General features: G+C 68.7%; 18 protein-coding genes. 7 read left to right on the top strand and 11 right to left on the bottom strand.

All coding sequences use genetic code 11. The features are described from left to right. Positions 1-137 precede the first annotated feature (137 nt). Positions 138-1,196 (top strand): delta(1)-pyrroline-2-carboxylate reductase family protein, encoded by a 1,059-nt coding sequence (locus tag X946_RS10825; protein ID WP_038746960.1) that lies wholly within the window; start codon positions 138-140, stop codon positions 1,194-1,196. On the opposite strand, the gene X946_RS10820 is transcribed toward X946_RS10825, so the two are convergent. After that, complete coding sequence (locus tag X946_RS10820) at positions 1,168-2,013, bottom strand: alpha/beta hydrolase (protein ID WP_038746957.1); 846 nt, start codon at positions 2,011-2,013, stop codon at positions 1,168-1,170. The two genes, X946_RS10825 and X946_RS10820, sit on opposite strands and share 29 nt — an antisense overlap. A 64-nt stretch (positions 2,014-2,077) precedes the next feature. Further along, complete coding sequence (locus X946_RS10815) at positions 2,078-3,226, bottom strand: OpgC domain-containing protein (protein WP_038746955.1); 1,149 nt, start codon at positions 3,224-3,226, stop codon at positions 2,078-2,080. 443 nt (positions 3,227-3,669) lie between these two features. Between X946_RS10815 and X946_RS10810 the strand changes: the two genes are divergently transcribed. Then, positions 3,670-4,824 (top strand): porin, encoded by a 1,155-nt coding sequence (locus X946_RS10810; protein WP_038746952.1) that lies wholly within the window; start codon positions 3,670-3,672, stop codon positions 4,822-4,824. A gap of 853 nt (positions 4,825-5,677) precedes the next feature. Here the strand turns inward: X946_RS10810 and X946_RS10805 are convergent. Continuing rightward, positions 5,678-6,589, bottom strand: a complete 912-nt coding sequence (locus X946_RS10805; RefSeq protein ID WP_038746949.1) for a LysR family transcriptional regulator — start codon at positions 6,587-6,589, stop codon at positions 5,678-5,680. Positions 6,590-6,854: 265 nt separating this feature from the next. Between X946_RS10805 and X946_RS35075 the strand changes: the two genes are divergently transcribed. The 4 genes from X946_RS35075 (at position 6,855) to X946_RS10785 (ending at position 10,887) form a co-directional block, all read left to right on the top strand. Further along, positions 6,855-7,028, top strand: coding sequence for a hypothetical protein (locus X946_RS35075; RefSeq protein ID WP_161788654.1), 174 nt, complete (start codon positions 6,855-6,857; stop codon positions 7,026-7,028). Positions 7,029-7,181: 153 nt separating this feature from the next. Next, positions 7,182-8,171 carry a peptidoglycan DD-metalloendopeptidase family protein gene (locus X946_RS10800; protein WP_442854589.1) on the top strand — a complete coding sequence of 330 codons (990 nt, stop codon included), beginning with the start codon at positions 7,182-7,184 and terminating at the stop codon, positions 8,169-8,171. A gap of 209 nt (positions 8,172-8,380) precedes the next feature. Further along, positions 8,381-9,268 (top strand): PEN family class A beta-lactamase, Bpc-type, encoded by an 888-nt coding sequence (gene blaPEN-bpc / locus X946_RS10795; protein ID WP_038746943.1) that lies wholly within the window; start codon positions 8,381-8,383, stop codon positions 9,266-9,268. 746 nt (positions 9,269-10,014) lie between these two features. Further along, entirely contained in the window at positions 10,015-10,887 is an 873-nt protein-coding gene (locus tag X946_RS10785) for a LysR substrate-binding domain-containing protein (protein ID WP_038746937.1), read from the top strand. A gap of 176 nt (positions 10,888-11,063) precedes the next feature. On the opposite strand, the gene X946_RS10780 is transcribed toward X946_RS10785, so the two are convergent. The 8 genes from X946_RS10780 to sapR form a co-directional block, all read right to left on the bottom strand. Continuing rightward, on the bottom strand, positions 11,064-11,399 hold the full coding sequence (locus X946_RS10780) for a type 1 fimbrial protein (protein WP_038746934.1): 336 nt from the start codon (positions 11,397-11,399) through the stop codon (positions 11,064-11,066). A gap of 629 nt (positions 11,400-12,028) precedes the next feature. After that, the gene (locus X946_RS10770) at positions 12,029-12,796 is read right to left on the bottom strand and encodes an ABC transporter ATP-binding protein (protein WP_186448620.1); all 768 of its coding nucleotides are present in this window, start codon (positions 12,794-12,796) and stop codon (positions 12,029-12,031) included. Then, positions 12,793-13,674, bottom strand: a complete 882-nt coding sequence (locus X946_RS10765) for an ABC transporter ATP-binding protein (RefSeq protein WP_038746931.1) — start codon at positions 13,672-13,674, stop codon at positions 12,793-12,795. The genes X946_RS10770 and X946_RS10765 overlap by 4 nt, the downstream gene beginning before the upstream one ends. 1 nt (position 13,675) lies before the next feature. Then, the gene (gene nikC, locus X946_RS10760) at positions 13,676-14,617 is read right to left on the bottom strand and encodes a nickel transporter permease (RefSeq protein WP_038746928.1); all 942 of its coding nucleotides are present in this window, start codon (positions 14,615-14,617) and stop codon (positions 13,676-13,678) included. Positions 14,618-14,660: 43 nt separating this feature from the next. Continuing rightward, positions 14,661-15,731, bottom strand: a complete 1,071-nt coding sequence (locus X946_RS10755) for an ABC transporter permease (RefSeq protein WP_038746988.1) — start codon at positions 15,729-15,731, stop codon at positions 14,661-14,663. Positions 15,732-15,751: 20 nt separating this feature from the next. Further along, a complete protein-coding gene (locus X946_RS10750) occupies positions 15,752-17,353 on the bottom strand; it encodes an ABC transporter substrate-binding protein (RefSeq protein WP_038746925.1) in 1,602 nt (533 codons plus the stop codon). Between the two features lie 101 nt (positions 17,354-17,454). After that, positions 17,455-18,024: a D-alanyl-D-alanine dipeptidase gene (gene ddpX / locus X946_RS10745; protein ID WP_038746985.1), complete on the bottom strand. Its 570-nt coding sequence runs from the start codon at positions 18,022-18,024 to the stop codon at positions 17,455-17,457. 20 nt (positions 18,025-18,044) lie between these two features. Beyond that, positions 18,045-18,935 carry a sap1 transcriptional regulator SapR gene (gene sapR / locus X946_RS10740; RefSeq protein WP_038746922.1) on the bottom strand — a complete coding sequence of 297 codons (891 nt, stop codon included), beginning with the start codon at positions 18,933-18,935 and terminating at the stop codon, positions 18,045-18,047. Between the two features lie 479 nt (positions 18,936-19,414). On the opposite strand from sapR, the gene X946_RS10735 reads away from it, so the two are divergent. Further along, positions 19,415-22,804: an autotransporter domain-containing protein gene (locus X946_RS10735; protein ID WP_038746919.1), complete on the top strand. Its 3,390-nt coding sequence runs from the start codon at positions 19,415-19,417 to the stop codon at positions 22,802-22,804. Positions 22,805-22,825: the final 21 nt, after the last annotated feature.

Here is a 22,825-nt window from a genome sequence, read left to right as displayed (position 1 = left end):
CCGAAGAACCGAAGAACCGAAGAACCGAAGAACCGAAGAACCGAAGAACCGAAGAACCGAAGAACCGAAGAACCGAAGAACCGAAGAACCGAAGAAGCAAAGCCTCCGACTCCGAAGCCCCTTCGAGAGGACAAACGATGACGACAGCGGTTTTCGACGCGGCGCAGACGGCGCGCCTCACGCCGTTCGCCGAGCTGGTCGACGCATTGCGCACCGCGGCGCTCGACGCGGCCGACGGCCGGATCGCGAGCCCCGCGCGGCTCGTCGTGCCGCTCAACGAAGGCGGCGCGATGCTGTCGATGCCCGCGTCGGCGAGCGATCTCGCGATCCACAAGCTCGTGACCGTGTGTCCGCGCAATCGCGGCGGCGATTTGCCGACGATCCAGGGGCAGGTGAGCGTCTTCGAGCCGACGACGGGCGAGCCGCTCTTCGCGCTCGACGGCCCGACCGTCACGGGCCGCCGCACGGCCGCGGTCACGCTGCTCGCGATCCGCACGTTCCTGCGCGCCGCGCCGCGCGACGTGCTGCTCATCGGCACCGGCACGCAGGCCGCGCACCACGTCGACGCGCTCGCCGCGCTGTTTCCCGGCTTACGCGTGCGCGTGAAGGCGCGAACGGCCGCGCAGGCCGCGGCATTCTGCGCGCGTCTGCGAGCGGTGTTGCCGACGCTCGAGCCGTTCGAGCCGTCCGAGCCGCTCGACGGCGATGCGTTGCCCGACACGCTCGACGCAGTCATCACGTCGACGACGAGCGCCACGCCCGTCTACGACGAGGCGGCGCGAGCGGGGAGGCTCGTCGTCGGCGTCGGCGCGTTCACGCCCGACGCGGCCGAGGTCGGCGCGCGGACGATCGCGGGCAGCGCGCTCTACGTCGACGATCCGGCGGGCGCGCGCCACGAAGCGGGCGACCTGATCGTCGCGGGCGTCGACTGGACGCGTGTGCGCTCGCTTGCCGACGCGCTGCGCGCAAAGGAGCAAACGTACGCGACCGCATCAGCTTCGAAATCGACACCGACACCGACACCGACACCGACACCGACACCGACACCGACACCGACACCGATACCGACACCGACACCGACACCGAGCGAGCCGTTGCAAGGCACCCCGGTCTTCTTCAAGAGCGTCGGCTGCGCGGCCTGGGATCTCGCCGCGTGCCGCGTCGCGCTCATTTCACGCACTCGAGCGTGTACTTGAGCGCAGGCGCGATCAGGCGGCGCCACACGTCCCACGTGTGCGCGCCGTCGACGATCCGCAGCGCGGCCGGATTCTGCGCGCGCCGCAGGCTCGTGTAGAGCACGCTCGACTCGGCCTGGATCGACAGATCGTCGTCGCCGGCGGCGATGAACATCCGCAGCCGCAGCGGCTGCGCGAAGTAGCTGCGCCACAGCGCCGGGTAGTTGAGCTCGTGCCAGACCTTCGGGTCGAACTGCTTGTCGCCGAACACGCCGACGTAACGCGCGGCCGAGCCCGTGGGCGGCTCGTTCGCGTAGACGGCCGGGCTCAGCAGCATCGCGCCGCAGAAGCGCTCCGGCTCGAGGAACGCGAAACGCAGCGCGCCGAAGCCGCCCATCGACACGCCGCCGATCGCGCGTCCCGCGCGCTGGTTCGACACCGCGTAATGCGCTTCGACGTCGGGCATCAGATCGTCGAGAAACGCGCTCTGCATCTTTTCCTTGCGGTCGACGTACCAGTCGGTGCCGCCTTGCGGCATCACGATCACGACGGGCGGAATGTCCCGGCGCTCGATCAGCGCGTCGGCGGTGAGTTGCAGGCGGCCCTGCGTGATCCAGTCGTTCGCGTTGCCGGCGTTGCCGTGCAGCAGATACAGCACCGGATAGCGCGCGCCTTCCGGGTTGTAGCCCGCGGGCAGGTAGACGGTGTAGGACCAGTCACGGTGCAGCGCTTGCGAGCGGAACGTGCGGGTGACGATGCTGCTGGCGGGCGCCGCGTGCGCGGCGAGATGGAGCGCGGCGGCGAGCAGCGCGGCGAGAGGCAAGACGAATCGGCGCATGACGGCGTAATGGGAATGGGCGCCGATATGCTAGCAGCAGCGAATGACGGCCGTATGCGGATTTTCAGCGCCGCGGGCGGCGCAGCGGCAGCCGGGGCGGCCGCTGCGGGAGCCGCCATTGCCTGACGAACTCGGACGCCCGCGCGACGAGCGGTGCGTACAGCTTCGCGACGACGTACAGCAGGCCGACTGCGGCGGCGTCGGCGACGAGGCCGAGCGGCACGTTCAGATAACCGTCCGTCGCCGCGTACAGCAGCGAATCGACGAGCAGCGAGATGCCCGTGCCCGCGACGAAGCAGAGCAGGCCTTGCCGGCCGATCGTGCCGATCCACGGCATCGCCTGCGCGATCCGATGCATCCAGCCGAGGTGGACGAGCTTCGCGGCGAGCCACGCGATCGCGATGAAATTCGCGAGCCGCAGCACGCCGAGATTCTGCTTGATCGACGGATCGGCCGGGAACGGCTCGATGCGCAGCCGGTAGTACGCGCCGGCCGCGACCACCACGATCGCGGCCGCGGTCGCGAACCAGCCTACGGGCCGCCGCGCGAGCACCGGGTAGATCGGCTGGCAGCGCGCGACGATGCCGAGCAGGAACAGGAACTGCCATGCGAACGGATTGAAGTCCCAGGGCACGCCGTCGACGGTCGGCAGATAGCCGGCGATCTTGCGCGCCGCGAGCCACAGCGCGGCGCTGGCGGCGACGAGCAGCCACCACCAGCGGCTGCGCGCGACGGGCAGCGCGAGCGGCACGAGCAGCGCGAAGAACGCGTACATCGGCAACACCGACGCGAGATACGGCTGGCGCCGTAGCAGCAGGATGTCGCGCAGCGCGGCGAGCGGCGCGTGCATCAGCCCGTCGAGATCGTTGGTCGGCATGTTCGGCGCGTCGATCGCGAACGCGTTGAGCATCGCGGTGATGAAAAGCATCAGGCCGGCCGTGAACAGGAACGCGCGATAGATTTCGAACGCGCGTTTGATGAAACGCTGGCGCGCGGCGGACTCGGTGTGGCGCGCGGCGAGCGAGTTGTACGCGATCGCGGTCGCGAAGCCGCCCAGGAACACGAACACTTCGGCCGCGTCGCAGAGCGCGTAGGCGTGCAGCGTGACGCGCGACAGCATGCTGCCGCCGATATGGTCGACGACGATGATGAGCAGCACGAGACCGCGAAAAAAGTCGAGCTCGGCGTAACGTTGGGCTGGCGCGGCGTTCATGCGGCGTCGCGGGCGCGCGGCGACGCGCGGCGGACGCGGTGCGTGGCTCGAACGGCGAAAACGGGGGCGGACAAATGGCGCATGGTGGGGGGCGGCACGCTACATGATCGGATTCAGACAACGATGCTCGCGCATTGTGCCATCGATGGCGAGGGTTACGGGTTTACGCGAAGTTACGGACGAGTCTGACGAATTCCCGACACGGCAGTTGGCAATACGCAACGAAATGTAAAAAAGTGATGCACCAACATGGACGTTGCATTTTTTGCATGACAGTATTTCCCCCAGTGCAGCAATCCCGAGGCGTCGGCCGTACGAGGCGGGATGCGCCCGAGATGCCCCCCGAAATGAAACGCCCCGAAAGGGGGCGCCGAAACGTCACATGCGTCGTGGCGGCTTCGCATGTGCGAGGCCGCCGAACACAAGGTCTGGAGATATCGATAATGAAAAAGCAAGCCATTTCCGCCGCCGCACTGCTCGCGTTCGCCGCGCCGGTCTTCGCTCAAAGCAGTGTCACGCTGTACGGCGTGATCGACGAGGGCTTCAACTACACGAGCAACGTGAACGTCAACGGCATCGGCAAGAGCAACTACCAGCTCGCGAGCGGCTTCGCGCAAGGCAGCCGCTGGGGCCTGCGCGGCTCGGAAGACCTGGGCGGCGGCCTGAAGGCGATCTTCACGCTGGAAAACGGCTTCGACCTGAATAGCGGCAAGCTCGGCCAGGGCAGCCGGATGTTCGGCCGCCAGGCGTTCGTCGGCCTGTCGCACACGCAATTCGGCTCGCTGACGCTCGGCCGTCAGTACGATTCGGTCGTCGACTACCTCGCGCCGCTGACCGCGAACGGCAACTGGGGCGGCACGCTGTTCTCGCACCCGTTCGACAACGACAACACGGACAACTCCTTCCGTGTGAACAACACGATCAAGTATGCGAGCCCGGACTGGAACGGCCTGCAAGTCGGCGGCACGTACAGCTTCAGCAACGCGACCGGCTTCTCGAACAACCGTCAGTACAGCATCGGCGCCGCTTATACGCTGGGCGGCCTGCAACTCGCCGCCGCATATCTGCAGGCGAACAACCCGGGCAAGACGGCGGGCGGCGCGATCGCGGACAACGACGCGAACTTCACGGCCGATCGCCTGCGTATCTTCGGCGGCGGCGTCAACTACACGTTCGGCCCGGCGACGGTCGGCTTCGTGTACACGAAGGCGGACATCAAGAATCCGGTCTCGACGGTGTATCTGCCGTCGTCGACGTTCACGGGCCTCGGCCTGACCGCGACGAAGTTCCAGAACTTCGAAATCAACGGCAAGTACCAGCTGACGCCGGCGCTCTTCATCGGCGCGCAGTACGTGTATACGGACGGCAAGTTCGACGCGGCCGCGGGCACCGCGAAGCCGAAGTACCACACCGTCGGCCTGATGGCGGACTACAACCTGTCGAAGCGCACCGATGTCTATCTGCAGGGCGCATGGCAGAAGGTCGCGGGCGACAAGACGGGCACCATCGCGGACGGCGGCTATGTCGTCGGCACGGACGGCCCGTCGGCGTCGGCGAACCAGTTCGCGGTCCGCGCGGCGATCCGCCACAAGTTCTGATCGCACCGGCCGAGCGGGCGGCGCGCGATCGATCGACGTGCCGCCGCCGGCCGGTTCAAGTTGGAGTTTTGCATTCAGCCGGCTCGTTCGGGCCGGCTGAACGGCTTTATCGATCAGGCGGGGACGGCTGCATCGCCTGATGCGTGGGTTTTGCTTTTGCGTGCGCGGCCGGCGCGAAACGGCCCGATGTGTGCCGTCGCGGGGGCGTTTCAATCGATGTTTCGCGACATCGCCGACGCTCGGGGCCGCCGAGCCTCACTTCGTTTTCCTCCATTTCCTCCTGATTGACGGCAGGCGCGTGCGCCATGCGGGACGCGCGTCGGCGGGCTGTCGCCTCGCCGTGTATCCGGCTGTTCGCTGACGCTCGAAGCGGCGTGCGACGATCGTAAAACGACCCGCCCGCGGGGCCTGCCTTGTCCATCTCGAGCGACTGCCGATCCAGTGCAGGCCGATTCGAGAATCGAGTGATTCGGCCGACGCGTCAGGTTTGCGTTTGCTGCGCGACGCAGATCAATCGCAGCGCGTATGCGCCGTTCATGTCCGCCTGCGAATTCGGATCGTGCGTATCGGAATTGAAATGCTCGCGTCGACTCGCTGCGCACTGCGGTCGATCTGTTGGTTCGACTCGAACGAGCGGCCACCGAACGTCCGCGAGTGCGCCGCATGTCGCATCGCGGGCGCGCGGCGAAAGGAAGCGCCGCACCGCCGATCGCGCGGCTTTGCGGGCCGGCGCTTGCGCGGCGACGAGCGGCCGCCGACCGACGCACCGCGGCCGAACCGCCTATCCGCCTATCCGCCTATCCACCTATCCACCTATCCACCTATCCACCTATCCACCTATCCGCCGCCGAGCTCAAGCCGCGCACGACTCGTTCTTGCCCGGATCATGCGCGAGAAATGCGATGAAGTCGCGCGTGTACTTGGGCAATTCGTCGAAGCTGCGCGCGCAGATCGTCAGCCGGCGGTGCGCCCACGGATCGGTGAGCTCGATCAGGCGGATCTGCATCGTCTGCTGCGCGCGCAGCGCCGCGTGGCGCGACACGATGCCGATCCCGACGCCGCGCGCGATCAGCCGGCAGATCGCGTCGAAGCTCTTCAACTGGACGCGGTAATCGATCCGTTTGCCAAGCGCCTTCGCCTGCTCGGCGAGGTGGACCTGCAGCGCGCTGCCGTCCGTCATGCCGATGAAGTCCGCGTCGACGAGCTCGGCGAACGCGACCCGCTCGCGCGCGGCGAGCGGGTGGTCGACCGCCGCGACGGCGATCAGCCAGTCCTCGCGAAACGGCATCTGCTCGAGCCCGTCGAGCCCGACCGAATCGGCGACGATCCCGAAATCCGCGGTCTTGCCGCGGATCGCATGAACGATCTCCTGGCTCGACCGCTCCTCGACGCTCACCGACAGCTTCGGGTGACGCGGCAGGTATTCGGCGAGCGCGTCGGGCAGATATTCGCTGAGCGCGGCGGTGTTGCTGAGGAGGCGGATGTGGCCGCGCAGCCCGGCGCCGAACTGTTGCAGTTCGCCGCGCATATGGTCGATCTGTTGCAGGACGACGCGCGCATGGTGCTCGAGCGCGCGGCCGGCTTCGGTCGCGCGCGTGCCGCGCTTCGCGCGCTGCAAAAGCGGCACGCCGAGCTCTTCCTCCATGCCGCGGATGCGCTCGCTCGCGGATTGCAGCGTCATGTGCGCGCGCTCGGCGCCGCCCGTGATGCTGCCGGCCTCGCAGACGTGCAGGAAAAGTCGCAGATCGGTCAAGTCGAATCGCATGGAGCTTGCTTGCGTTGTCGTTGTAATGGCCGATACGGTAACAGGATTGCGGGGCGCCGCGTTCAGGCGGTGCCTGAGGCCCGCTTCGCCGGTTCCGCATTTTCGTGCGACGAATTGCCGCGCATCATGTCCACTCGTTCGTCGGCCCGGAGGCGCGCATGGGTAGCAACCCGTCTTGGCAGTTGGCGTTCAAGATCGCATTGCACATCTTCTTTCTCTGTTGCGGCATCGCTTTCGCGTTTTCGACGCTGAGCGTGCAGTACCTGTGACGCGCGTGACCGAGGCCGGCGCGGCGCGCGAATTCATCATGCGGCGCGCCGGGCGGCGGTTGTGCGAGCCGTCGAGCGGCGTGCCTGAAAACGCGATCGATCGGCGGAAATGGGCTTGGATCGCCTGTTTTTGGGCGCTGAACATGTATTTTTCGCTCGGCGTCAAATGAGGGTTCGTGTCGCCGTGCCGGCGAATTATTTCGTTCGCCGTGAGACTCGATCGATTCAATTCCAGCATCGGCAATGCTCGCTGCGATTTTGTCATCATTCTTGCATCCGGTTACACGCGCTTCCGGCGATTTTTGAGATGCTCGAAAAATTCCATGACCGGAGTTGTCTCGAGCATGAGCAAGAGCGAGATCGACCGCAGTGTCGCGTGGCTGTCCGGCGCGGCGGCAGCGCTCGTGGTCGCGGGCTGCGCGACCACGTCGCCCGTCGCGCCCACCGATACGCTCGCCGGCGCGGCCGCGTCGTCGGCGAGCGCCGCGCAGGCGGCGTCCGCGCCGCAGCCCGGCGATGCGGCGCAGCATCAGGACGCGGCCGCCGCGCCGGCGCCCGTCGTGACACGCTACGTCGTGAAGCGCGGCGATACGCTATCCGCGATCGCGCAAGCGAATGGGTGCACCGTGCGCGATCTGCAAACCTGGAATCGCCTCGGGCGCCGGACCCGGATCGCCATCGGACAAACGCTGCGGATCGCGCCGCCCGGCGCGGAAAACGCGGCCGCTTCGCAGGCGGCGAGCGGTGCCGATGCCGCGCGTGCGCCCGGCAATGCCGCCGACGCCGCTCGCGCAGCCGATGCGGCGAGCAGCGCGGGCGCGGCGCCCGCCGGCGGCGCGACCTCGGCCGGCGCGCCGCAGCCTGCTTCGGCGCCCGAAAGCGCCGCGGATCGCGCGGCGGACCGTCGCGTGGTCCAGGAAACGAAGCGCCACGCGCAGTCGATCGCGCTCGCGTGGCCGGCGAAGGGCGCGATCGTCGAAACCTTCCAGCCCGGCCGCAATCGCGGCATCCGGATTGCCGGACATGCGGGCGACCCCGTGCGCGCGGCGGCGTCCGGCCGCGTGATGTACGCGGGCACGGGCTTGAACGGCTACGGCACGCTGATCCTCGTCCAGCACAACGCGGATTTCCTGACCGCATATGCGCACAACCGCAAGGTGCTCGTGAAGACGGGCGACGTTGTTCAGCAGGGCGAACAGATCGCCGAAATGGGCACGGGCGACGGCGCGCGCGCGGGGATGCTGTTCGAAGTCCGGCGCGACGGCAAGCCGGTCAATCCGATGCAGTATCTGCCGGGCCGGCAGCAGGGATAGCGGCCGGGCACGCCGGGGGCAAGCGAACGGAAGTGGGGCGGCGAGCGGGCCGCGAGCGCGCGTCGCCGTACGCGTGGGCGAGCACGGGACGGCCACAATTTCACACGGATTCGTGCGACGAGAACTGATACGCTCGTGGGCCGCGAGATCGCGGGCGCGAGTGCCGCGCGGCCCGATCCGCTTCTGTTCAATCTTCTCGCTATCCGCTTATGAACCATTCTCCGTTGCGCCGTTCGCTGCTCGCCGCGGCCGTCTCCGTGCCGCTCGTCGGCGCATGCGCGCCGCTGCGCGGCGATTCGAACGGCGTTACCGCCGCCGAGCGGCAATTGCGCGAACTCGAGTCGACGTTCGACGGTCGCCTCGGCTTCGTCGCGCTCGATACCGCGACGGGTACGCGCATCGCGTATCGCGCCGACGAGCGCTTCCCGTTTTGCAGCACGTTCAAGACGATGCTGTCGGCCGCGATCCTCGCGCGTAGCGCGGGCGACGCCGAGTTGCTGCAGCGCCGGGTCCGATACACGAAGCGCGACCTCGTCAACTATTCGCCGATCACCGAGAAGCATGTCGGCAAAGGCATGACCATCGCCGAGCTGTGCGCGGCGACGCTCCAGTACAGCGACAACACCGCGGCGAACCTGTTGATCGCGCTGCTCGGCGGTCCGCAGGCCGTCACCGCGTACGCGCGCTCGATCGGCGACACGACGTTCCGCCTCGATCGCCGCGAGACCGAGCTGAACACGGCGATTCCCGGCGACGAGCGCGACACGACGACGCCCGCCGCGATGGCCGCGAGCGTGCGTCGGCTGCTCGTCGGCGACGCGCTCGGCGCCGCGCAGCGCGCGCAGCTCGATGCGTGGATGCTCGGCAACAAGACGGGCGACGCGCGGATTCGCGCGGGCGTGCCGGCCGACTGGCGCGTCGCCGACAAGACCGGCACGGGCGACTACGGAACGGGCAACGACATCGGCGTCGCATATCCGCCGAACCGCGCGCCGATCGTGTTCGTCGTCTACACGACGATGCGCGAGAAGAATGCGCAGGCGCGCAGCGACGTGATCGCTTCGGCGGCGCGCATCGCCGCGCGGGCGTTTGCCTGACGGCGTCGCGGAGCAAGCCGTTTCGGCATGCTCGACGTGAACCGCCCGGCGGCCTGCGCGGCGCATGCGGCTGGGTGGTTGCGCCGGGCGGCGCGGGGCCGATGCGCCGGCGAATGTGCGGGGTGCGGGCGAATTCGGCGCTCGATGCATGGATCGGCGCGGCGTTGATGGCCGCGCGCCGTGGCGCTGCAGCGATGCAGTCCGCCGGACTGCGCGCGTCATGAGGCCGCCCGGTAGAGGCGTGGTAGATGCTGCGCGTGTGCTGCGGGCGGCGCGTGTCGGCATCGGCGCATGTCGAATGCGGGCGCGCCGCGCACCGGCCGCCGGTTCGCCGTCGACATCGAATCGACAATACGAAGCGCGAAGCGCGTTCGCCGCTTCGGGCGGACAGCGCGGCATGCTTGTCGCCCGTCTCGCGCTTCATGACGCTGACGCCGATAATCGTCTGTCATAACGGCGCGATGTCGACGCGATTTCCGCATGATTTCGACGTGAGTTCGGTGCGAACGATATGCGAGTCGGCGACGCGCGAATCGCTCCGATGAGGCTCGCCGCAATGGCCGCCTCGGCGAGCTCGGCGCGCGCCGAGCCGTTTCGCCGGACGCGTCGCGCAACGGCATGCGGCGTCCATGCTCGCGCAACAGCCGCATTTCGCTTATCGTGACGGCTCGCCCGCAGGCATCGCTCGTCGAATCGCCCGCGCGTCTCCGAATCGCCGAGTTACTTCAGTCCAGCCGTCGACCGCCATGCGCCGCCTCCCGCCCTTGAATGCCCTGCAGATCTTCGCGACGGTCGCGCGCCATCGCAGCTTCACGCGTACAGCCGAAGCGCTGTGCGTGACGCAAGGGGCGATTAGCCGCCAGATCCAGTCGCTCGAAGCGCATTACGGCTTCCCGCTCTTCATGCGCCACGCGCGCGGCCTCACGTTGACGGCGGAGGGCGAGCAACTGCTGCCCGTCGTCGTCGAGAGCTTCGCGCGGATCGAGGACATTTCGCTGAAGCTCACGCGGCAGCGCACCGATCTCGCGCTGAAGGTGCCGACTTGCGTGATGCGCTGGGTGCTGCCGCGCATCATGCGCTTCCAGCGCGAGCATCCGGATTTGCACGTGCAGATGACGACGACCTGGCGGCACGACGTCGATTTCAAGAGCGAGCCGTTCGACGCGGCGATCGTCTATGGGATGTCGCCCGGCCCGGACGTGACGGCCGTGCCGCTCTTCGACGAGCGGCTCACGCCCGTATGCTCGCCGGAGCTGCTGAAGGACAAGCCGCTCGCGGGCGTCGACGATCTCGCGGGCCACACGCTGCTGCATCCGACGCGCGATCATCGAGACTGGCGCCGCTGGCTGGACTATGCGGGCGTGACCGGCGTGGACCCGGACCGCGGGCCGAGCTTCGATTCGCTCGATCTCGCGACGAGCGCCGCGACGCAAGGCTTCGGCGTCGCGCTGGGCGACCTCACGCTGAGCGAAGAGGATCTCGCCGCACGGCGGCTCGCGATGCCGCTCGACATCGTGCAGAAGACGGGCGCGCGCTACTACTTCGTCTATCCGGACAGCGTCGCGCAACAGCAGAAGATCCAGCGTTTCAGCGCATGGCTCGACGCGAATCGCGACTGACGAGACAGGGTGTCGGGTTCGATGGGGGTCGTGTCGTTTGACCGATGGAGAACGTCGTGCGCCGAGTGCTGAACACCGAACACCGAACACCGAACACCGAACACCGAACACCGAACACCGCATGCTGCCGCGTGCCGCAATCCGTGCAACGGCGAACACTCGTTTCGCGCGGGCCGTTACAGATACGACACGACGGCGACGATGCGCGACGTTTCGCCGGGCCGCCCCGCTGGCAGCGGAATCGCGCGCGACTGCTCGGTGAACTTCACCGTGCGCAGCGCGGCGCCGCTTTGAGGATCGACGAACGTGACGTCGCCTTTGGCCGGACGCGGGCAGGCGGGCTGCAGTTGTGCTTGCGCGCCGGCGCCGCTCGTGATCGAGAACGAGCACGGCGGCTCGACGATCATGCCGCTGAAGCGGATGATCCCGGTCTGCTGGGCGTGGGCTGCGGAGGAAAGCGCAAACATCGACACGGCCAACAGGCTGGACGCAATGAGCGATGAACGTTGCATAGAGTGCTCCACGCGAATGGGCGCTGCGCAACGTTCCGAACGGCGTGCTGCGGATACGCTGCGAAGCTAATTGCGTAAACGGCAGTGCATGCGAAAACTTGATGCGGACGGATTAGAAGGTTGCGTCGACAACGAACGGCTCGGCATCGTTCGAACGACGCCGACGCTTTCAAGATAGAAGCGTCGCGCCGCGAATGCAAGGCGGCGTGCGGGCGGGCGCGGGGGGCGTCGGTGCATCGGTGATGCGAGGGCCGCGATGGCGCGTCGGCGCGCTGCGTCGAACGGACGCATGCGGACGCGTCGTTAGCGGTGCGACGTATTGGGTGCGCGTTCGTGACGGAGACGGTTTCGCGCGATGCCGGTCGATCGGGTCACGGATCACGGACCACGGACCACGGCTGCCGCATCGGGCGTGACGGCGGCACGTTGCGCCGAGCGTCGTGTGCCGCGCCGCACGAGTCGGGAACGCATCAAGCGAGCATCGTCAACGTGCCGAACAACGCGAGATCCTCGTGCCTGGCGGAGTGCGGGCGACGGCGAATCACCTGAAGCAGACAATCGGCGAAGCAATGCGCGGCGTGCCGCCCGCGCACGAGCGCCGCCGAGGGTCGGCGCAACCCGCTCGCCCGTCAACCCGCTCGCCGATAGCCTTGCGTCGCGCGCAGCAACGTTCGCGTGTACTCGGAACCGACGCGCGCCGCGCGCACGTCCTCGATTCCGAGCTGTTCGACGAGCGCGCCGTCGCGCATCACCGCGACGCGGCTGCACAGGAACCCGACGACCGCGAGATTGTGGCTGACGAGCATCATCGTCAGCCCGCGTTCACGATGCAGCCGCTTCAGCAGATTCAGGATCTCCGCCTGCACCGATACGTCGAGCGCCGACGTCGGCTCGTCGAGCAGCAGCACGCGCGGCTCGACGATCAGCGCGCGCGCGATCGCGACGCGCTGCCGCTGGCCGCCCGACAATTGATGCGGATAGCGAAAGCGGAACGCGGGGCCGAGCCCGACCTCGGCGAGCGCGCGCGCGATCCGCTCGTCCGCATCCGGCATCCGGTGGATCGCGAGCGGTTCGCGCAGCGTTTCGTCGACGGTGAAGCGCGGATGCAGCGATGCGTAGGGGTCCTGAAACACCATCTGCACGTCGCGGCGGAATGCGCGGTCGAGCTTGCCCTCGATCGGGCGCGCGTCGATCGACAGCGCGCCGCCCGCGAGCGGCACGAGGCCCGTCAGCGCGCGCAGCAGCGTCGATTTGCCGGAGCCGGATTCGCCGACGAGCCCGAACGCCTCGCCCGCGGCGACGGCGAGATTCGCGCCGCGCACCGCGTCCACGTGGCCGGTGCGGGTTGGAAAGCGGATCGACGCGTCGCGGATGTCGATCATCGGTGCGCCGCTCATCGTGCCGCCTCCGCAAGCCACGCGGGATCGCGCTCGAGCACCGGCAACTCGTCGGGCGGATTCACGAGCGGCGGCGTCGCGGCGAGCAGGCCGCGCGTATATGGATGCGACGCGCGGGCGAGATCGCGCGCCGCGCACGTCTCGACGACGCGCCCCGCGTACATCACCGCGACGCGATCGCAGAACGACGTGACGAGCTGCAGGTCGTGGCTGATGAACACGAGGCCCGTGCGATGGCGCGCGATCATGTCGTCGAGCACCGCGAGCACCTGCATCGACACCGCGACGTCGAGCGCGGACGTCGGCTCGTCGGCGACGAGCAGGCGCGGGCCCGTCGACACCATCATCGCGATCATCACGCGCTGGCCCATCCCGCCCGACAGCTCGTGCGGATACGCGTCGGCGACGCGCGCCGGATCGCGAATCTCGACCGACGCGAGCGTGCCGACGATCCGCTCGCGCAGCGCGCGGCCGCGCAGGCCGGGCTCGCGCAGCCGGAACGCCTCGGCCATTTGCTTGCCGACCGTCATCACGGGGTTCAGCGAATATTTAGGATCTTGAAGGATCATGCCCATCGCGCCGCCGCACAGCGTGCGCCGCTCGCGGGCGTTGAGCGCGAGCAGGTCGCGGCCGTCGAAGCGCAGCGCCTTCGCGCGCCATTGCGCGGCGGCGGGCAGCAGGCCGAGCAGCGCGCGGCCCGTCAGCGACTTGCCGGAGCCGGATTCGCCGACGACGCCGAGCCGCTCGCCCGGCGCGAGCGAAAGCGACAGGTCGCGCACGGCTTCGACGAGCGTGCCGTCGTGCGTGCGAAAGCCGATCCGAAGACCTTCGATTTCGCAGAGCGGCGGCGTGTTCGGAGAACCGGGGCGAGCGGACATGTCAGGCTCCATGGCGCGGATCGAAGACGTCGCGCAGACCGTCGCCGAGCAGGTTGAACGCGATGCTGACGATGAGGATCGCCGCGCCCGGCAGTGTCGCGACCCACCAGGCGTCGAGCAGCACGTTGCGGCCCGACGCGACCATGAAGCCCCATTCCGGGCTCGGCGGCTGCGCGCCCAGCCCGAGAAAGCCCAAGCCCGCGACGGTCAGGATGATGCCGGCCATGTCGAGCGTCGCGCGCACGATCACCGACGACAGGCAAAGGGGCGCCACGTAGCGCAGCACGATGCGCAGATCGGATGCGCCTTGCAGGCGCGCCGCGTGGATGAAGTCCGCGTTCGCGATGCGCAGCGTCTCCGCGCGCGCGAGCCGCGCGTACGCGGGCCACGCGGTGATCGAGATCGCGACGACCGCGTTGACGACGCTCGGCCCGAGCGCGGCCGCGAACGCGAGCGCGAGCACGATCTTCGGGAACGCGAGCGCGATGTCGGTGATCCGCATCAGCGCGCTGTCGACGAAGCCGCCGCAGTAGCCGGCGGTCGTGCCGATCGCGAGCCCGATCGGCACGACGATCGCGACGACGAGGATCGCGATGCCGAGCGTGACGCGCGAGCCGGCGACGAGGCGCGAGAGGATGTCGCGGCCGAGCTGATCGGTGCCGAGCCAGTGCGACGGCGAGCCGGGCGGCAGCAGCCGGTCGGCGAGCACCTGGCGTAGCGGATCGTGCGGCGCGACGAGCGGCGCGACGATCGCGATCGCGACGAGCGCGGCGAGGATCGCGAGCCCGAAGAGGTTCAGCGGATTGCCGGCAAAGCGGCGCCAACGGCGGTAGGCGAGGCCGAGCGTCGCCTGCCGGCGCGACGCCGGCGCGTCGGACAGGAGCCACGCGCGCAGCGTCGGCGCGGCGGGATTCGGCGTGGAGCGGTGGGGTGAAGCGTTCATGTGTGCGTGTTCGTGGCGGAAACGGTCGGATGCGCGCGGCGGGTCAGCGGGCGCGCGGGTCGAACACGCGGTAGAGCGCGTCCGTCAGCAGATTGATCGTGATGAACATGATCCCGATCACGAGCGTGCAGCCGAGCACCGCGTTCATGTCGGCGTTCAGCAGCGCGCCCGTCAGATACGAGCCGATGCCGGGCCACGCGAACACGATCTCGGTGAGCACGGAGCCTTCGAGCAGGTTGCTGTACGTGAGCGCGATCACGGTCAGAAGCGGCACCGCGATGTTGCCGAACGCGTGCCGCCAGATCACGCGGCGCTCGGCGAGCCCCTTCGCGCGCGCGGTGACGATGTATTCCTGGCTCAGTTGATCGAGCATGAACGAGCGCGTCATCCGGCTCAGGTAGGCGACCGAGTAGTAGCCGAGGATCGCCGCGGGCAGCGCGATGTGCGACAGCGCGTTGCCGAACACGTCCCATTCGCCGGCGAGCGCCGAATCGATCAGCAGGCTGCCCGTGCGCGTGTCGACCATGCCGTCGTAGACGGGATCGAGCCGCCCCGGCCCCGCGACCCAGTGCAGCCGCGCGTAGAACAGCAGCAGCCCCATCAGCCCGAGCCAGAACACCGGCACCGAGCTGCCGATCAGCCCGACGAAGCGCGCGACATGATCGATCGGCCGGTTGTGCCTGACGGCCGCCGCGACGCCGAGCGGCACGCCGAGCGCGACGCCGATCAGCGTCGCGAGCGTCGCGAGCTCGAGCGTCGCGGGAAACACGCGCTTGATGTCGTCGAGCACCGGGTTCGAGGTCAGCAGCGACATGCCGAGATTGCCGTGCAGCACCTCGCGCACGTAGATCATGAACTGCGCGGCAAGCGGCTTGTCGAGCCCGAGCGCGATGCGCTCGGCCGCGTAGGCTTGCGCCGACGCGCGGTCGCCGAGCACGGCGAGCACCGGATCGATCGGCACCTTGCGGCCGATCACGAACGTGAGCGCGAGGAGCCCGGCGAACGTCACGGCGAGCGTGAGCGCCCAGCGCAGGACGCGCAGCGCCCAGCGCACGCCGGGCCGCCGCGCGGGCAGCGTGCGGAGCGCTTCGAGGGAGGAGGCGGGTGTCGACATGTCGTGGTTCCGGTGCGGCGTCACTGCTTCTTCAGATTACGATACGACACGAGGTCGTTGATCGGGCCGACTTCGAGGCCGCTCACGCCGGGCCGCGTCGCAACCTGCGCGACTTTCTCGAACAGGATCACGAACGGCGATTTCGCGAGCACCTCCTTCTGCATCGCCTGATACGACTGCGCGCGCTTCGCTGCGGACGGTTCCGCGAGCGCCGCGTCGGTTTGCGCGGTGAGCCGCGGGATGTTCCAGCCGTTGCGCCACGCGAGCATCTTGTAGCTGGACTGATCGGAATCGTCCGGGTTCCATGCGAAGCCTTGCGCGTTGCTGTGCGGATCGATGTAATCCGCAGACCAATCGCCGATGTAGATGTCGTGCTGGCGCGCGCGGTATTTCGCGAGCGTCTGCTTGTTGTCGCCCGGAATCAACTGCACCTTGACGCCCGCCTGTGCGAAGTTCGCCTGAACGGCCTGCGCGATTTCGGTGTACGGATAGTCGTTGCGCACGTCCATCGTCACCGTGAAGCCGTTCGGCACGCCTGCCTTCGCGAGCAGCGCCTTCGCCTTCGCGACGTCGAGCCGGTACGGATTCGCGTTCAGCGTGCCGAGAAAGCCCTCCGGCATGAACGTCTGATGGACTTTGTACGTCGTCTTCACGACGTGGCTCTGGATTGCGCTGTAGTCGACGAGCCATTTCAGCGCTTCCTGCACGTCGGGTTTCGCGAGCGTCGGGTTCTTCGTGTTCAGGCCGAGGTACAGCAGCGTCGCTTGCGGCGACGGCGTCACCTTCGCCTTGCCGCTCTTCGCGACGGCCGCGAGATCGTCCGGGCTCAGGTCGCGTGCCGCGTCGACGTCGCCGCTTTCGAGCAGGAGCCGCTGGCTTGCCGCCTCCGGCACGTGCCGCAGCACGATCCGCTTCATCGCGAGCGGCAGCCGGTAGCCGTCGTAGCGCTGCAGCACGATGCTGTCGCCCGCCGTCCACTTGACGAGCCGGTACGCGCCCGAGCCGGCCTCGCGGGTCTTCAGCCAGCCGTTGCCGAAGTCGCTGCCCTGCTGGTGCGCGAGCAGCAGCTTCTTGTCGACGATCGACGCGGGCCACGAGCCGAGCACGTTCAGCACGAAGGTCGGCGCGTACTTGCGGTCGGTCGTCACGGACACCGTCACGTCGTCGAGCTTCTGCACGTTCGCGAGCGCGTTCGCCTTCGTGAGGCCGATGCCCGCGAGCACCGCGGCCGGCCCCTTGTCGAGCAGCACCGCGCGCCGGATCGACCAGGCGACGTCGTCGGCCGTCACCGGATTGCCCGAGTGGAACTTGAGGCCGGCGCGCAGCTTGAACGTGAACGTGAGGCCGTCCGGGCTCACGGTCCACGACTGGGCGGCGTCGCCGTTGAACTTCGACGGATCGGCGAGATCGACCCGCACGAGCCGGTCGTATGTGTTCGCGACGTATTCCTGCGGCACCAGCTCGTAGATTTCGCCCGGGTCGAGCGAGATGAATTCGTCGAGCAGCGTGGCCATCACGAACATGTCCTTCGGGGGCGCAGCGCGCGCGTCGAGCGCCGGGACGGCGGCGAACGCGCAGGCAGCGGCGAGCGCCACGGCGAGCTTGGGCATCGAGAGTTTCATACGCGCTCCATGGGGCAGGGATTCGAGGTGAGGGCGGCGGCTCCGGCGCGGGGGCGGGCCGCGTCGCGCGCCGCATGTATCGCATGTATCGCGGGCGGGCGTCACATCAACCGCCGCGGCGCGCTCGCGTCGTCATGGATCAGCGGCAGCGCGCGCGAGCCCGGCAGCTCGTCATGCCACCACTCGCTCGCGATGTGCGTGAAGCCCGCCGCGTGCATCACGCCGAGCAGCAGCAGCCGGTTGCGTTGCACGGGCTCGGGCAGGCCGTCGTGAAAGTGGTTCGACGCGGCGACCATCTCATCGAAGCCCGTGCCCATGTCGAGCGCGGCGCCGTTCGCGTCGATGAGCGTCAGGTCGAGCGCGGCGCCGCGGCTGTGGTTCGAGCCGCGGCCGAGATCGGCGACGAAGTTCGGATCGGGCAGGAAGTCCCACAGCACCTGCTGCGCGCGCGGCGGCCGGTACGCGTCGAAGATTCGCAGCCGCAGGCCGATCTGCGCGGCGACCGCGACCGCGCGGCGCAGCGCGGCTTCGGCCGGCTCGAGCAGCAGGCAGTGCGAGCGCCGGTAGATCGGCTTGCCGGTGAGGTTGCGGCAGGTCGCGTAGACGAGATCGATGTCGACGCCGTGCGTGTCCGGCGTGATCTCGACGAGGCGATGGGCGGAGGTCTTCACGGGCGGCGTCTCCGGCGGCTTCAAGATTCGAATTGATCGAGCGCGCGCTGCAGTTCGCGGTTGCGCGCGACGCGCGCGTCGATTGCATCGCCGAGCCGGTCGACGACCGCGCTGATCAGCAGGTTGAACAGGCACGTGAGCGGCGCGAGCGAATCCCAGAACTGGCCGACGTCGGTTTTCACCTGAAGCAGATCGCACGGCAGCTCGCGCGCCCATGGGCAGTAGACGTCGGTGACGAGCGCGAAGCGCACGCCGCGCGCGGCGGCGGCCTCGCAATAGCGCCGCGCGATCCGCGAATACGCGCGCGTGTCGGTGACGATGCAGTACGGATCGGCGAATTCGGAGTTCAGCGAATCGACGTACGAGCCCGACATGCCGTCCGAATAGAACACGCGCGGGCGCAGGTATTCGAGATAGCTGTGGAAGGCGTTGCTGATCCCGCGCGTCGACTGGATGCCGAGGATGAACACCGCGTCGGCCCGCGCGACGCGATCGGCGACCTGCGCGAACGCCGGCGTGCGCGCGAGCCGGTACGCGTGGCGGATCGCGTCGAGCTCGCGCGCGAGCGCGTCGTCGAGCGGGGCGTGCGCGCCGTCCGGCGCCGCGCGCGCGCTTGCCGGCGCGAACGCGCCCGTCACGCGGCGGTATTCGTCGAGGCGGTCGGTGATCATCCACGAGCGCTCGGCCGTGCCGCGCAGCTCGCGCTTCAGGTCGTCGAGGTTGCGGTAGCCGACGCTGCGCAGGAAGCGTCCGACCGAGATGCCGCTCGTGCCGGCCTGGCGGGCGATCTGGTCCGCGGTTTCGAGGCCGAGCCGCTCGAAGTTCGCGAGCATGTAGCTCGCGATGCGTTTCGCCGTGGGCGTGAGCTCGGCAAAGCGTGCTTCGACGGTCTGGACGAAGGCGGGGGGCATGAATGCGCTGTTAGTTATCTGTCGAAATCGATAGACATGACATTTATCTAACAAAAACAAAATAACGCGCGCCACATCAAAAAATCTATCGAATCCGTATATTCATAGCGCTCTATTATCGGCGACCCGAATCCGACGCGATGAATCGCCATGCGAAGTATTGCGCAGATGATTTTGTTCGTGTCTCATTTCTATTGCATTACTGAACATTACATTGAAATTAAAATCATCGCCCGTTTAATCGTTTTTCCGTGAAGGAATAAGCGGAGCGGCGATGCCGGTTCGGCGCGGTGAACCATTGGCCATGGGCGCGCGCCGCGCCGGATCGGGCCGCTGCGGCGACAAGGCCGGTCGTCGCATGGCCCGGCATGCGTGCGAAGAGAGCGAGGCGGCGCAATTGCGCCGCCAATAAATAAAAAGGAGAAAACCGATGATCCATATTGGCAGGAAGAATAAATTGAAAATCGAGGAGAAACCGAATGGCCCGGCGTAAAAATTCGAAAACGATGAAGCGCGCCGGGTCGAAGCTGCTGGTCCCGGTGGTCGTCGCGGCCGCCGCGGCCGTTGCCCGCCCAGGTTGGGCGCAGGCCGAGCCGTACGAGGACCCGGGCCGGCGCGGCGATCCGGCGAGCTGGCGCACGCCGGAATTCACGAAGGAATGGGGGCTCGGCGCGATGCACGCCGAGTACGCGTACGCGGCCGGCTACACCGGCGCGAACGTTTCGATCGGCGTGCTGGACTCCGGCTATTACGCGCAGCATCCGGAGCTGCCCGGCAGCCGGTTCGTTCCCGTGACGGCGGCGGGCGTCTCCGGCGTGCTGAACCCGAACAACAACAGCCACGGCACGCTCGTGAGCGGCGTCGTCGGCGGGGCGCGCGACGGCGTCGGCATGCACGGCGTCGCGCCGGACGCGACGGTGTACGTCGGCAACACGAACGCGACGGACGGCTTCCGGTTCGGCGTGTCCGATCCGAAGTTCCCCGCGTCGGACGCGAAGTACTTCGCCGACGTCTACGACGCGCTCGCCGCGAAGGGCGTGCGCATCATCAGCAACAGCTGGGGCTCGCAGCCGGTCGACGAGAATTACGGCACGCTCGCGAACGTCACCGACGCATACAAGCTGCACGAGGCGGTGCGCACCGCCACCGGCCAGGGAACGTGGCTCGACGCGGCGGCGAAGGTGTCGCGCGATGGCGTGATCAACAACTTCAGCTCGGGCAACACCGGCTACGGGAACGCGAGCCTGCGCGGCGCGTATGCGTACTTCCATCCGGAGCTCGAAGGGCGCTGGATGACGACGACGGGCTACGACGAGTTGAGCGGCCAGGTCTACAACCAGTGCGGGATAGCGAAATGGTGGTGCGTGATGGCGCCGACGGGCGTGCCGTCGACGACGTACACGGGCGGCGCGGCGGCGCCGACGGGCGCGACCTATGCGAACTTCAACGGCACGTCGGCGGCCGCGCCGCACGCGTCGGCGGCGCTCGCGCTGATCATGGAGCGTTTTCCGTACATGACGGGCGAGCAGGCGCTGTCCGTGCTGTTTTCGACCGCGCAGAACATGGAGCCGGACCCGAGCCGGCCGGACTACACGAACAACGGGCTGTTCTCGACCGTGCATCCGGCGAAGCCGGGCGCGTCGAACGTGCCGAACGGGTTCGGCGGCTGGGGGCTGGTCGACTTGAAGAAGGCGATGAACGGGCCGGGCCAGTTGCTCGGCACGTTCAATGCGGCGCTGCCGTCGGGCGTCGCGGACGTGTGGTCGAACGACATCTCCGACGTCGCGCTCGCCGCGCGCAAGCTGGAGGACGACGCCGAACATCGGGCATGGCTCGACACGCTGAAGACGAAGGGGTGGGAGCGCGGGCTGCCCGCCGGCGCGAGCGATGGCGAGAGGATCGACTATGCGCTCGGGGTCGCGCGCGAGGCGGCGTATCAGGCGCGTGAGTATCAGGGCAGCCTCGTGAAGTCGGGCGGCGGCACGCTGACGCTCGCGGGCGCGAACACCTATCGCGGGCTCACGACCGTCGACGGCGGCGAATTGAGGATCGACGGATCGATCGCGGCGGGCGCCGTCGTCAATCCGGCGGGCCGGCTCACGGTGAACGGCCGCGTGGCCGACATCGCGGTCAACGGCGGCGTCGCGACGATCGCGGGGACGAGCGCGAACCTGTCGGTGGACCGGCAGGGGCAGGCGGCCGTGACGGGCACGACGGCGGACGTGCGCGTCGCGAGCGGCTTTGCGTCGCTCGGCGGCACGAGCGGCAATGTCGCGGTGGGCGCGCTCGGCGTCGCGGCGATCACCGGCCGCACCGCCGACGTGTCGGTCGACGGCGGCCGGGCGTCGCTCGACGGCGCGAGCGGCGACGTGTCGGTCGGCAACGGCGGGATCGTGAACGGCAACGGCACGGTGCGCACGCTCACGGCCGCGGCCAACGGCACTGTCGCGCCCGGCCATTCGGTCGGTGTGCTGACGGTGTCGGGCGACGCGCGCTTCGCGCCGGGCTCGACCTATGCGGTCGAGGTGGCGCCGGGCGGCGCGAGCGACCGGATCGTCGCGGGCGGCCGCGCGCGGATCGACGGCGGCGCGGTGACGCTCGCGCTCGAGAACGCGCCGCCCGCGCTCACGCCGGAGCAGTCGCGCTCGGTGCTCGGGCGTCGCTTCGAGATCCTGAATGCGGCGGGCGGCGTCGAAGGCCGGTTCGACGCGCCGGGCCGCTATCTGTTCGTCGATCCGGTGCTGGCTTATGGGCCGACGAGCGTAAGCCTCACGATCGATCGCAATGCGACGCCGTTCGCGAGCGTCGCGCGCACCGCCAACGAGCGCAGCGTCGCCGCCGCGCTCGAGACGGTGAATCCGGGCAGCGCCGTCTACAACAGCGTGCTGCTCGCGGCGTCGGCGCAAGCGCCGCAGGCGACGTTCGCGCAACTGACGGGCGAGATCTACCCGGCCGCCTATGCGGCGCTCATCAACGAGAGCCGACAGGTGCGCGACGCGGCGCTCGACCGGCTGTGGACGGTGCGGGGCGCGCCGGCTCGCCCGGGTGCGTGGGCGCGCCTGCTCGGCTCGTGGGGCAGCGCGAGCGGCAGCGGCGACGTCAACGGCTATACGAGCTCGACGGGCGGCTTCCTCGCCGGCGCGGACGCGGCGCTGCGCGACGGCGTGCGCGCGGGCGGCTTCGCCGGCTACGGTCACACCGGCGTGAACCTGAGGAATCAGCCGTCGTCCGCGTCGTTCGACAGCTTCCACGTCGGCGCGTATGCGGGCTGGCAGCCGGGCGCATTCGGCGTGCGCGTCGGCGCGGCGCACGCGTGGCACCGCGGCGGCGTCGACCGCGCCGTGCAATACGGCGCGGCGGCCGAGAGCGAGACGACGACGCTCAACGCCGAGTCGACGCAAGTGTTCGGCGAAGCCGGCTACCGATTCGCGCTCGGCGCCGCCGGGACGCTCGAGCCTTTCTTCGGCCTCGCGTACGTGCATCTGAAGAATCAGGGGACGACCGAAACCGGCGGCGCGGCGGCGCTGCGCGTTCTGGAAGGCAATCACGACGTGACGTTCTCGACGCTCGGCGTGCGCGGCGAGACGCGCGTCGGCCTGACGCCGCGGCTGCAACTGACGCTGCAAGGCAGTGCCGGATGGCAGCACGCGCTGACGGGCGGCCAGCCGGTCGGCTCGCTCGCGTTTGTGACGGGAAGCAGCGCGTTCTCCGTGTCGAGCGTGCCGGTCGCGAAGGATGCGGCGGTGCTGAACCTCGGCGCGGGGCTCGAGCTCGGCAAGAACGGGCTGCTGCGCATCGGTTACGCCGGGTCGCTCGCGAGCCGTCAATCGGAGCATGCGGTGCAAGGCAGCCTGCACTGGAAGTTCTGACGCGCGCGGCGCGGGGGACGG

This window comes from Burkholderia sp. ABCPW 111, assembly GCF_000773065.1.
GTDB lineage: Bacteria > Pseudomonadota > Gammaproteobacteria > Burkholderiales > Burkholderiaceae > Burkholderia > Burkholderia savannae.
The sequence above is the reverse complement of the archived record's forward strand: the minus strand, read 5'-3'. Positions and strand labels throughout refer to the sequence as shown.

Excerpts from the sequence above, each read along its gene's own strand:
- X946_RS10765 (WP_038746931.1), bottom strand. The coding sequence starts at position 13,674 with ATGTCCGCTCGCCCCGGTTCTCCGAACACGCCGCCGCTCTGCGAAATC.
- X946_RS10770 (WP_186448620.1), bottom strand. The coding sequence starts at position 12,796 with ATGAGCGGCGCACCGATGATCGACATCCGCGACGCGTCGATCCGCTTT.
- sapR (WP_038746922.1), bottom strand. The coding sequence starts at position 18,935 with ATGCCCCCCGCCTTCGTCCAGACCGTCGAAGCACGCTTTGCCGAGCTC.
- X946_RS10785 (WP_038746937.1), top strand. The coding sequence starts at position 10,015 with ATGCGCCGCCTCCCGCCCTTGAATGCCCTGCAGATCTTCGCGACGGTC.
- X946_RS10755 (WP_038746988.1), bottom strand. The coding sequence starts at position 15,731 with ATGTCGACACCCGCCTCCTCCCTCGAAGCGCTCCGCACGCTGCCCGCG.
- X946_RS10825 (WP_038746960.1), top strand. The coding sequence starts at position 138 with ATGACGACAGCGGTTTTCGACGCGGCGCAGACGGCGCGCCTCACGCCG.
- X946_RS10810 (WP_038746952.1), top strand. The coding sequence starts at position 3,670 with ATGAAAAAGCAAGCCATTTCCGCCGCCGCACTGCTCGCGTTCGCCGCG.
- X946_RS10820 (WP_038746957.1), bottom strand. The coding sequence starts at position 2,013 with ATGCGCCGATTCGTCTTGCCTCTCGCCGCGCTGCTCGCCGCCGCGCTC.
- X946_RS10780 (WP_038746934.1), bottom strand. The coding sequence starts at position 11,399 with ATGCAACGTTCATCGCTCATTGCGTCCAGCCTGTTGGCCGTGTCGATG.
- X946_RS10750 (WP_038746925.1), bottom strand. The coding sequence starts at position 17,353 with ATGAAACTCTCGATGCCCAAGCTCGCCGTGGCGCTCGCCGCTGCCTGC.
- blaPEN-bpc (WP_038746943.1), top strand. The coding sequence starts at position 8,381 with ATGAACCATTCTCCGTTGCGCCGTTCGCTGCTCGCCGCGGCCGTCTCC.
- X946_RS10735 (WP_038746919.1), top strand. The coding sequence starts at position 19,415 with ATGGCCCGGCGTAAAAATTCGAAAACGATGAAGCGCGCCGGGTCGAAG.
- nikC (WP_038746928.1), bottom strand. The coding sequence starts at position 14,617 with ATGAACGCTTCACCCCACCGCTCCACGCCGAATCCCGCCGCGCCGACG.
- X946_RS10800 (WP_442854589.1), top strand. The coding sequence starts at position 7,182 with ATGACCGGAGTTGTCTCGAGCATGAGCAAGAGCGAGATCGACCGCAGT.
- X946_RS10815 (WP_038746955.1), bottom strand. The coding sequence starts at position 3,226 with ATGAACGCCGCGCCAGCCCAACGTTACGCCGAGCTCGACTTTTTTCGC.
- X946_RS10805 (WP_038746949.1), bottom strand. The coding sequence starts at position 6,589 with ATGCGATTCGACTTGACCGATCTGCGACTTTTCCTGCACGTCTGCGAG.